The 10,199-nt window shown below is 67.1% G+C and carries 8 protein-coding genes, 1 pseudogene and 1 riboswitch; of the genes and pseudogenes, 4 read left to right on the top strand and 5 right to left on the bottom strand.

Translation table 11 applies throughout. The annotated features are described in order from the left end of the window. Positions 1-80: 80 nt before the first annotated feature. Complete coding sequence (locus tag ACLQ6X_RS15015; protein WP_411700965.1) at positions 81-1,694, bottom strand: ABC transporter substrate-binding protein; 1,614 nt, start codon at positions 1,692-1,694, stop codon at positions 81-83. A gap of 255 nt (positions 1,695-1,949) precedes the next feature. Here ACLQ6X_RS15015 and ACLQ6X_RS15020 point away from each other — a divergent pair, with 255 nt between their 5' ends. From ACLQ6X_RS15020 to ACLQ6X_RS15030, 3 genes are all read left to right on the top strand, one after another. Beyond that, entirely contained in the window at positions 1,950-2,762 is an 813-nt protein-coding gene (locus tag ACLQ6X_RS15020; protein ID WP_411700966.1) for a CPBP family intramembrane glutamic endopeptidase, read from the top strand. 113 nt (positions 2,763-2,875) lie between these two features. Continuing rightward, positions 2,876-3,241, top strand: a complete 366-nt coding sequence (locus tag ACLQ6X_RS15025; RefSeq protein WP_411700967.1) for a DUF485 domain-containing protein — start codon at positions 2,876-2,878, stop codon at positions 3,239-3,241. Beyond that, positions 3,238-4,845 carry a cation acetate symporter gene (locus tag ACLQ6X_RS15030; RefSeq protein ID WP_411700968.1) on the top strand — a complete coding sequence of 536 codons (1,608 nt, stop codon included), beginning with the start codon at positions 3,238-3,240 and terminating at the stop codon, positions 4,843-4,845. Before ACLQ6X_RS15025 ends, ACLQ6X_RS15030 begins: the two co-directional genes overlap by 4 nt. Before the next feature lie 3 nt (positions 4,846-4,848). On the opposite strand, the gene gcvP is transcribed toward ACLQ6X_RS15030, so the two are convergent. The 3 genes from gcvP to gcvT are packed head-to-tail and all read right to left on the bottom strand — an operon-like array spanning position 4,849 to position 9,274. Then, the gene (gene gcvP, locus ACLQ6X_RS15035; protein WP_411700969.1) at positions 4,849-7,761 is read right to left on the bottom strand and encodes an aminomethyl-transferring glycine dehydrogenase; all 2,913 of its coding nucleotides are present in this window, start codon (positions 7,759-7,761) and stop codon (positions 4,849-4,851) included. 11 nt (positions 7,762-7,772) lie between these two features. After that, the gene (gcvH, locus tag ACLQ6X_RS15040; protein WP_411700970.1) at positions 7,773-8,144 is read right to left on the bottom strand and encodes a glycine cleavage system protein GcvH; all 372 of its coding nucleotides are present in this window, start codon (positions 8,142-8,144) and stop codon (positions 7,773-7,775) included. Beyond that, positions 8,144-9,274, bottom strand: a complete 1,131-nt coding sequence (gene gcvT / locus ACLQ6X_RS15045) for a glycine cleavage system aminomethyltransferase GcvT (protein ID WP_411700971.1) — start codon at positions 9,272-9,274, stop codon at positions 8,144-8,146. Before gcvT ends, gcvH begins: the two co-directional genes overlap by 1 nt. Positions 9,275-9,441: 167 nt before the next feature. Further along, positions 9,442-9,539, bottom strand: a riboswitch (glycine riboswitch). 125 nt (positions 9,540-9,664) lie between these two features. Between gcvT and ACLQ6X_RS15050 the strand changes: the two genes are divergently transcribed. After that, positions 9,665-10,048, top strand: a complete 384-nt coding sequence (locus ACLQ6X_RS15050; RefSeq protein ID WP_411700972.1) for an iron chaperone — start codon at positions 9,665-9,667, stop codon at positions 10,046-10,048. A 20-nt stretch (positions 10,049-10,068) separates the two neighbouring features. Here ACLQ6X_RS15050 and ACLQ6X_RS15055 read toward each other — a convergent pair. Then, positions 10,069-10,199: pseudogene (locus ACLQ6X_RS15055) on the bottom strand (ABC transporter ATP-binding protein); the annotation flags it as partial.

Here is a 10,199-nt window from a genome sequence, read left to right on the forward strand (position 1 = left end):
ACACCCCCCGGGGGGGGGGCCCAGCCTGGGGGGGGGGGGGCCCGCACAGGCCCCCCCCCCCCGACTGGGGTATGGATTGGTTAGTTCTTGGTGATCTCGTAGTAGAGCGGCACCGAGTTCCAACCGAACTCGACGTTGGAGACGGCGGTACCGAATCCTCCGGTCACGTTCGAGTACCAGAGCGGAATCGACGGGAGGTCCTGGAGCAGGACTTCCTGTGCTTCCTGGAACTTAGCAACGCCGGCCTCGGCGTCGCTGTCAGCTGCACCCTCGCTCAGGAGCGCGTCGAACTCGGGGTTCGAGTAGTCGCCGTCGTTCGAGCTGGCGTTCGTCGCGTACAACGGGCCGAGGAAGTTGTACAGACCGGGGTAGTCGGCCTGCCATCCGGTGCGGAACGCGGTCTGGATCTCGCGCGAGGAGATCAGCGTGCGAGCCTCGGCGAAGGTCGGGTACGGTGCGCCTTCGGCGTCGATGCCCAGAACGTTCTTGATGCTGTTGCTGACCGCGTCGACCCAGCCCTGGTGTCCACCATCGGCGTTGTAGGCGATGCTGAAGGTGCCCTCCCACGGGGAGATGGCGTCGGCTTCGGCCCAGAGCTTCTGGGCTTCTTCCTCGTTGAATTCGAGGACTTCTGCACCCTTGAGCTCGTCGGAGTATCCGTCGATGACCGGCGAGGTGAAGTCGGTCGCGGGCGTACGGGTTCCCTCGAAGATCACGTCGGTGATCTCTTCGCGGTTGATCGCCATGGAGATGGCCTGGCGACGAAGCTGGCCCTCTTCACCGTCGAAGTGCGCGAGACGCCCCGGGATGGTGAACGACTGGAAGACGGCGGCGGCCTGGTTGATCGCGCGGTCGCCGAGGTCGGCCTCGAAGTTCGAGTATGCCGAGTCGGGGATGGCGTCGAGCACGTCGAGGTTGCCCGCGAGGAGGTCGGCGTAAGCAGCAGCCTGGTCGATGTAGAACGTGATGTTCAACCCGCCGTTCTGCGCCTTACGTCCGCCCTCGTACTCGTCGTTGGTGACGAGCGCGATGCTCTCGTTGTGCTTCCACGCGCCTTCGCCGTCGAGCATGTACGGACCGTTGCCGATCGGGTTCTCACCGTAGGCCTCGATGTCGTCCCATGCCGCTGCGGGCAGCGGGTAGAAGGCCGAGTAGCCGAGGCGTCCGGCGAAGTCGGAGCGGGCTTCCTTCAGCGTGACGGTGAAGGTGGTGTCGTCGACCTTGACGAGGCCCGTGAGGGGGCTGTCTTCGTCGTAGCTGAAGCCTTCGATGTCTTCGAAGAAGTAGCTGTTCTTCTGAGCGTTCGACAGGAGGGCGCCGTACTGCCACGCGTTGATGAAACTGTCGGCGTCGACCGGGTCACCGTTGGTGAAGGTCAGGTCGGGCTTGATCGTGATGGTGAACGTCGTTGCGTCATCGGTCTCGATGGACTCGGCGACGTCGTTGACCGCCTTGCCCGTGGCGTCGTAGTAGACGAGGCCCGCGAAGATGGAGTCGAGGATCTTGCCGCCACCGACCTCGTTGGTGTTGGTGGGGATCAGGCCGACCTCGGGCTCGGAGCCGTTGGTGCTGATGAGTGCAGAGGCGTTGGCCGATCCGGCGTCCGGGGTGGTCTCACCCGCGCAACCCGAGAGCGCGAGAGCGCTTGCCACGGCCACCGCGACAGCGGTGACTCCTAGGGAACGAATTTTCAATTTTCCTCCTGTGCGAGATTTCACACGGCACAACAAACTGCTGCGAAAGTGCCGGATTGGTTAGATGTACCCTAAATCCGTGTTTGCCCATCGGCAAACCAGAGAGAGGAAACGTTACACGCTGGTAACTCATTCTCCACATTGTTGCGCACAGCACACGAATCGTGCGTGAATCCTCGGTCTTCTGCACGGTAGTTGCGTAGGTGCCTCCCGCACGGTTGTCCCCCACAATTCCGTCCGGCGTAGCATCGATCCGTGAACGAATCCGGCCAGCCGTCTACCGTTTCCGACGCATCCCTCGCCGAGGTGCAACCGCGCGCCAGGATCCGTTTCGAGATCGCCATCGTTCTCGGGCTGTCTCTCGGCGCATCCGCCGTCTATTCCGTCGTCGCGATTGTGAACCGGATGACCCGGACCGAGGCTCTGGCGGACCAGACGGCGACCCTCAATACCTCGCTCAGCGAGCGGCCCACCTTCGACCTGATCTATCAGGTGCTCGCGGTGGTGTTCGATCTGATGCCGGTTGCCCTCGTCATATTGTTGCTCTGGCAATCGAGCCGTCCACACCTCGGCCGGTTGGGCCTCGACGCGACCCGGCTCCCCCGCGACGGACTCGCCGGCCTCGGGCTCGCCGCGGCGATCGGCATTCCCGGCATCGCCGTCTACCTGGGCGGCCGAGCCCTCGGCATCTCGGTCGACGTCGTGCCGACCGCGCTCGACGCGTACTGGTGGACGGTTCCCGTGCTGCTGCTGTCGGCCCTTCGCGCGGCGCTCACCGAGGAGGTGATCGTCGTCGGCTACCTGTTCTCCCGGCTCGGCGATCTCGGCTGGGGCCGCTGGAAGATCATCGTCGGCGCGGCCCTCCTTCGCGGCAGCTACCACCTCTACCAGGGCTTCGGCGCCTTCATCGGCAACGTCGCCATGGGCGCCGTCTTCGGCTGGCTGTACACGCGCTTCGGCCGCCTGCTGCCGCTGGTCGTCGCGCATTTCGTGCTCGATGCCGCCGTCTTCGTGGGCTACCCGTGGGCTGCGGCGACGTTCCCGTCTCTCTTCGGAACCTCGTCGTAACGGCGCCCCGCACAGTCAGGCCCGCTATTGACACCCCTCTGAGGGTGAACCAAGGTTGTCTCACCACACATCGACGTGTGTAGCGCTATGCGTGCCAGCAAAAAGGGGAACCCATGAGCGACGACGCTCCCGGTGCCGCTAAAAGCGACCGGGTAACCGATTTTGAACAGGCCGAGGCTTCAGAACCGTTCCGGCGGCTGAAGAGAACACACCGCAGTTTCGTCTTCCCGCTCGGCGTCGCCTTCCTCGTCTGGTACTTCGCCTACGTGCTGCTCGCCGACTACGCCCACGACTTCATGGCCACCCCGGTGATCGGCAACATCAACGTCGGTCTCTTGCTGGGCCTCGGACAGTTCGTCACGACGTTCGCGATCACCACCTGGTACGTCGCCTTCGCCAACCGCAAGCTCGACCCGCTCGCCGACGAGATCCGCAAAGACCTCGCCTCCACCGGCCACGCGTCGAGGAGCGCCCGATGATCGCGGCAGCCGCGGCCGAGACGACGAGCGTCGGCGAACCGCTGCTCAACATCGGGATCTTCGCGGCGTTCGTCGCGATCACCCTCGTCGTGGTGCTGCGCGCGAGTCGCAACAACAAGACCGCCGCCGACTACTACGCGGCCGGCCGCTCGTTCACCGGGCCGCAGAACGGCACGGCGATCGCCGGCGACTATCTCTCGGCCGCCTCGTTCCTCGGCATCTGCGGCGCCATCGCGGTCAACGGCTACGACGGCTTCCTCTACTCGATCGGCTTCCTCGTGGCGTGGCTGGTCGCCCTGCTCTTCGTCGCCGAGCTGATGCGCAACACGGGCAAGTTCACGATGGCCGACGTGCTGTCGTTCAGGCTCAAGCAGCGTCCCGTGCGCCTCGCCGCGGCGACCACCACCCTCGCGGTGTGCTTCTTCTATCTGCTCGCGCAGATGGCGGGCGCCGGCGGACTCGTGTCGCTGCTGCTGGGCATCGACCAGGCGGTCGGGCAGTCGATCGTGGTCGCGGTCGTCGGCGCGCTGATGATCCTGTACGTGTTGGTCGGCGGCATGAAGGGCACCACCTGGGTGCAGATCATCAAGGCCGCCCTGCTCATCGCCGGCGCCTTCATCATGACCGTGTGGGTGCTCGCGATCTACGGCTTCAACCTCTCCGAGCTGCTCGGCGCTGCTGCCGACAAGGGCGGCGAGGCCGTGTTGAGCCCCGGCCTGCAGTACGGGCTCACCGACCTGAGCCGGCTCGACTTCGTGTCGCTCGCCCTCGCTCTCGTGCTCGGAACCGCCGGTCTGCCCCACGTGCTCATGCGCTTCTACACGGTGCCGACGGCACGCGAGGCGCGGCGCTCGGTGGTCTGGGCGATCTGGCTGATCGGCGTCTTCTACCTCTTCACCCTCGTGCTCGGATACGGCGCGGGCGCCCTCATCGGCAAGGAGACGATTCTCGCCGCACCCGGCGGTGTGAACTCGGCGGCGCCACTCCTGGCCTTCGAACTGGGCGGGCCGCTGCTGCTCGGCCTCATCTCGGCGGTAGCGTTCGCGACGATCCTGGCCGTGGTCGCCGGACTCACCATCACCGCCGCGACCTCGTTCGCCCACGACGTGTACGCCAGCGTGCTGAAGAAGGGCAAGGCCGAGCCGGGCACCGAGGTGCGGGTCGCCCGCATCACCGTGGTGGTCATCGGCATCGTCGCCATCATCGGCGGCATCGGCGTGCAGGGGCAGAACGTGGCCTTCCTGGTGGCGCTCGCCTTCGCGGTCGCGGCCTCCGCCAACCTGCCGACGATCCTGTACTCGCTCTACTGGAAGCGCTTCAACACCCGCGGCGCCCTGTGGAGCATGTACGGCGGGCTCGGATCGGCGGTGCTGCTCATCCTGCTATCGCCCGTCGTGTCGGGCGCCGAGACATCCATTTTCAAGGACGTCGACTTCTCGCTCTATCCGCTGAGCAACCCCGGCATCGTGTCGATCCCGCTCGGGTTCCTGCTCGGCTTCCTCGGCACCATCACGAGTCGAACGCTCGAGAACCCGGCGATCGCCGCCGAGATGGAGGTGCGCTCGCTCACCGGTTACGGTGCCGAGGAAGCGGAGGAGCACTGACGGTTACGCCTCGAAAGCCTCGGGCGGCGGGCAGTTGCAGAACAGGTTGCGGTCGCCCCAGGCCTGGTCGATGCGGCGCACCGGCGGCCAGTACTTTCCGCTGATCAGCGACTTCAACGGGTAGACCGCGCGTTCGCGGGAGTACGGGTGCTCCCACTCCCCCACGATCACGCTCTCCGCGGTGTGCGGCGCGTTGTGCAGCGGGTTGTCGTCGGCGCTCCAGGCACCGCCGGCCAGCTCGTCGGCCTCGGCCTTGATCGCGATCATCGCGTCGATGAACCGGTCGATCTCGGCGAGGTCTTCGCTCTCCGTCGGCTCGACCATGAGGGTGCCCACGACCGGGAACGACATGGTGGGCGCGTGGAATCCGTAGTCGACGAGGCGTTTGGCCACGTCGTCGTTCGAGATGCCCGTCGCCTCCTTGAGGGGACGCAGGTCGAGGATGCACTCGTGGGCGACGAGCCCGTTGTCGCCCGCGTACAGCACCGGGAAGTGGTCGCGCAGTCGCGCCGCCACGTAGTTGGCCGCGAGCACGGCCGCGCCGGTCGCCTCCTTCAGGCCCTGCGAACCCATCATGCGCACGTAGGCCCAGGAGATGGGCAGGATGCTCGGGCTGCCGTAGGGGGCGGCGCTCACGATGTTGAAGTGGTCGGTGTTCGAGGCGGCGTCGCGGTGCGCGATGCTGTCGCGCTGCGCCATCGGATGGCCGGGCAGGTAGGGGGCCAGGTGGGCCTTGGCCGCCACGGGACCGACGCCCGGGCCCCCGCCGCCGTGCGGGATGCAGAACGTCTTGTGCAGGTTGAGGTGCGAGACGTCGCCGCCGAAGTCGCCGAAGCGGGCGTATCCGAGCAGGGCGTTGAGGTTGGCGCCGTCGACGTAGACCTGTCCGCCCGCCTCGTGCACGGCGTCGGTGATCTCGCGGATCTCGTGCTCGTAGACGCCGTGGGTCGACGGGTAGGTGATCATCAGGGCGGCGAGCTCGTGCGCGTGGTCGGCGATCTTGGCCCGCAGGTCCGTGACATCCACATTGCCCAGTTCGTCGCACGCGACGACGACGACCTTCATGCCGGCGAGCACCGCGCTCGCGGCGTTGGTGCCGTGCGCGCTCGACGGGATGAGGCAGACGGTGCGCTCGAAGTCGCCGGCCGCGCGGTGGAAGCCGCGGATGGCGAGGAGCCCGGCGAGTTCGCCCTGGCTGCCGGCGTTGGGCTGCAGCGACACCGAGTCGTAGCCGGTGACCTCGGCGAGCCACGACTGCAGCTGCTCGATGAGAGTGAGATAGCCCTCGACGTCGGCCTCGGGGGCGAACGGGTGGATGCCGGCGAACTCGGGCCAGGTCACGGCCTCCATCTCGCTCGCCGCGTTGAGCTTCATGGTGCACGAGCCGAGCGGGATCATGCCGCGGTCGAGCGCGTAGTCCTTGTCGGCGAGGTACTTGAGGTACCGCATCATGCTCGTCTCCGAGCGGTGCGTGTTGAAGACGGAGTGCGTGAGGTAGCCGCTCTCGCGGGCCAGCTCGGCCGGAAGCGATTCGACGATGCCGTCGTACACCGACAGGCTGCGCGGCACGGCGTCGAAGACGGTGGCGAGCGCGAGGATGTCGTGCTCGGTCGTCGTCTCGTCGAGCGCGATCTGCACGTTGTTCTCGTCGGCCTGGAACAGGTTGATGTTCGACAGGCGCGCGCGGGCCACGGTCGCCGCCGCCTCGCCGGGCACCTTCACCGTGAGCGTGTCGAAGAAGCTGTCGTTCGTGACCGCGATGTCGGCGGCACGCAGCAGGGCGGCCAGTTCGGCAGCCCGCTGGTTGACGCGGGTCGCGATGCGCTTGAGTCCGTCGGGCCCGTGATAGACGGCGTACATGCCGGCCATGACGGCGAGCAGCACCTGGGCGGTGCAGATGTTCGAGGTGGCCTTCTCGCGGCGGATGTGCTGCTCGCGGGTCTGCAGGGTGAGGCGGTAGGCGGTGTTGCCGGCGGCGTCCTTCGACACCCCGACGAGACGGCCGGGCAGCTGGCGCTCGAGTCCCTTGCGCACGGCCATGTAGCCGGCGTGCGGTCCGCCGAATCCCATCGGCACGCCGAAGCGCTGGCTTGTGCCCACGGCGACGTCGGCGCCGAGCTCGCCCGGCGAGGTGAGCAGCGTCATGGCCAGCAGGTCGGCGGCGACGACCGCGAGGCCGCCGTTCTCCTTGACGGCGGAGATGACGGATGCCGGGTTCCAGACGTTTCCGGATGCGCCGGGGTACTGCACGAACACGCCGAACGCGTCGGGCAGTTGCTGGTTGAGTAGGCCGTCCGCGGCCGTATCGAAACCGACCGAGGCGGCCGAGGCCAGGTCGACCTCCACCAGTTCGATGCCCACCGCCTCCGCGCGGTTGGCGAGCAGCGCCTTGGTCTGCGGGAGGGCGTCGGCGTCGACGATGAACACCTTCGACGCCGAACCGGAGCCGCGGCGCGCGAGCAGCATGCCCTCGACGACGGCGGTTCCCTCGTCGAGCATGGACGCGTTCGCCGTGGCGAGACCGGTGAGGTCGGCGACCATGGTCTGGAAGTTGATGAGCGCCTCGAGGCGGCCCTGGCTGATCTCGGGCTGGTACGGCGTGTAGGCCGTGTACCAGCTCGGATTCTCGAGCACGTTGCGCTTGATCACGGCGGGCGTGATCGTGTCGTAGTAGCCGAGGCCGATCATCGAGCGGCGCACGACGTTGCGGTTCGCGAGCGTGCGCAGTTCGGCGAGCGACTCGCGCTCGGTGGCGGCGGCCGGGATCACGGAGTTCGCGACGGGCTGCACGTGGATCGACTCGGGCACGGCCGCGGTGACGAGCGCGTCGACGGAGTCGTAGCCCAGCGTCTCGAGCATGCGCGCCTGGGCGTCTGCGGTGGTACCGATGTGGCGTTCGGCGAAGGTAAAGGGCATAGCTGACGTCTCTACTCGGCGATCAGGGCGGAGTACTCGTCGAAGCTGAGCAGCGTCGGGAGCGCGGTGTAGGTCACTTTGATGAGCCAGCCCTCGCCGAACGGGTCGCTGTTGACCAGGCTCGGGTCGGCGTCGACGGCCGCGTTGGCCTCGAGGATGGTGCCGTCGACGGGGGCGAAGAGCTCGCCGACCGACTTGGTCGACTCGATCTCGCCCACGACGGTGCCACCGGAGACGACGGAGCCGGCCTTCGGCAGCTCCACGTAGACGACGTCGCCGAGCTTGTCGGCGGCGTAGGCCGTGATGCCCACCGTCGCGGTGTCGCCGTCGACGAGAATCCACTCGTGCTCGGCGGTGTACTGGAGGGAAGTCTGGTCGGTCATTACTTGTCTCTCTTGTAGAAGGGGAGGTCGACGACGGATGCCGCGATGCGGTTTCCGCGGACGTCGATGTAGAGGGGGGTGCCGGCTTCAAGCACGAAGGGGTCGACGTAGGCCATGGCGATGGGGAAGCCGAGGGTGGGAGACAGGGCGCCCGAGGTGACCATGCCGACCTGGGAGCCGTCGTCGGTGACGACCGAGTAGCCGGCGCGGCCGGCGCGCTTGCCCTCGGTGGTCAGACCGACGAGCAGGTGCGAGCCGTGCGGCGGGCCGGCCTCGATGGCGGCGCGTCCGACGAAGTCGCCCTCCTTCTTCAGGTTGACGACGCGGCCGAGTCCGGCCTGCACCGGGAAGCTGTCGGTGCCGAGCTCGTGTCCGTAGAGCGGCATCCCGGCTTCGAGCCGCAGGGTGTCGCGGCTTGCGAGACCGGCCGGAACGAGACCGTACGGTTCGCCGGCGGCCACGAGCGCTGCCCAGAGGTTGGCCGCGGCATCCGTCTGAATATAGAACTCGAAACCGTCTTCGCCCGTATAGCCGGTGCGCCCGATGAGCAGCGGCTGGTCGTCGAACAGGGCGTCGGTGCTCCAGTAGTACTTGAGGTCGTCGAGCGGCACGCTCACCTCGGTGATGCCGGCGGCGGCCTTGGCGATCTCGCGCGAATTCGGCCCCTGCACGGCGATGAGCGAGTAGGCGTCGCTCAGGTCGGAGACGCGCACGTCGAAGTTCTCGGCACGCGCCCGCAGTGCGGTCGCGACGGCGAAGCGGTTGCCCGCGTTGGCCACGACGAAGAACGTGTCGTCGGTGAGACGGTAGACCACGAGGTCGTCGATGATGCCGCCCTCGGGGTTGAGCAGCAGGCTGTACTTGGCCTGCGCGATCGCGATGGCGGAGAGCCTGCCGGCGAGCGCATAGTCGAGGAAGTCCGCGGCGCCCGGCCCGTCGACGAGGATCTCGGCCATGTGCGAGATGTCGAAGATGCCGGCGCTGGTGCGCACGGCGTGGTGCTCGGCGAGGTCGGACCCGTAGCTGACGGGCATCTGCCAGCCGGCGAAGTCGGTGAAGCTGGCGCCACCGTCGACGTGGATCTGATGCAGGGGCGACGTGCGATCTGAATCTGGGCGTGGGTCGGTCAAGAGTTCTCCTCGGCGGCGCGGGCTGAACTCCCCCTCTGTCATAAACCTGAGAGCTTCACCGGCGCTCGGCCGGTTTTCACCGTGGGTGGGGCTGCGCCCGAACCGGCTTGGCGGTATTCTCGCTTCGCTCGATCCGGAATGCTTCGCATTCCGCTTTTCAGAGTGGCCTTCGCTGTGCGGTACTGAACCTGAGAGATTGGCGGGGAGGCTTGCTCCTTCGGTGTCCTGCGCGTTGTTCGCGAATGGACTCTCCCGCAGTGCGATGTGTGCGGCCCGATATTCGTTTGTGTGCCCAGCCTATCGCGGCTTGTGTTTCGGGCGGGTGACGAAAGGTCTGCCGTTCCAGGCCTCGCGGGGTTACGGTTGCTCAGAGAAGTAAGGAGCGACGCAATGGAGCGTGGTTATCCCGCCGGAACCGTGGACGAATATCTCGCCGCGCTTCCCGAAATACAGAGGTCGGCACTCGAATCGGTGCGCCGGATGATCCGGGCTGCGGCTCCGGGCGTCACGGAGCGTCTCGGCTACCAGATCCCGATGTTCGAGTATCACCGCAACTACCTCCTCGGCCTCTCCGTTGCCGACGGGGACTGCTGCCTGCACCTGATGAGTCCGCCGCTCGCACGCCAGCTCGCCGGACCGCTCGCCGAAGGCGAACTGCTCGGCTGCACCGTGCACTTCGCTGCCGAGCGACCGCTGAGCGAAGAGACGGTGCGGCGCATCGTCGGGCTGCGCACCGCGGAGATCGACGCGAGCGTCTTCGCCAGATCACGGTGACGGCTAGAGCTCGGTGACGGCTAGAGCTCGGTGACGCGGCCGGCCTCCACGCGCCAGTGGCGGTCGGTGTGCACGTTGCCGAGCATGCGGCGGTCGTGCGTGACGAGCAGCAGCGTGCCCTCGTAGCTCTCGAGCGCCTGCTCGAGCTGTT

The sequence above is a fragment of the Conyzicola sp. genome (assembly GCF_046714715.1).
Classification (GTDB): domain Bacteria; phylum Actinomycetota; class Actinomycetes; order Actinomycetales; family Microbacteriaceae; genus Conyzicola.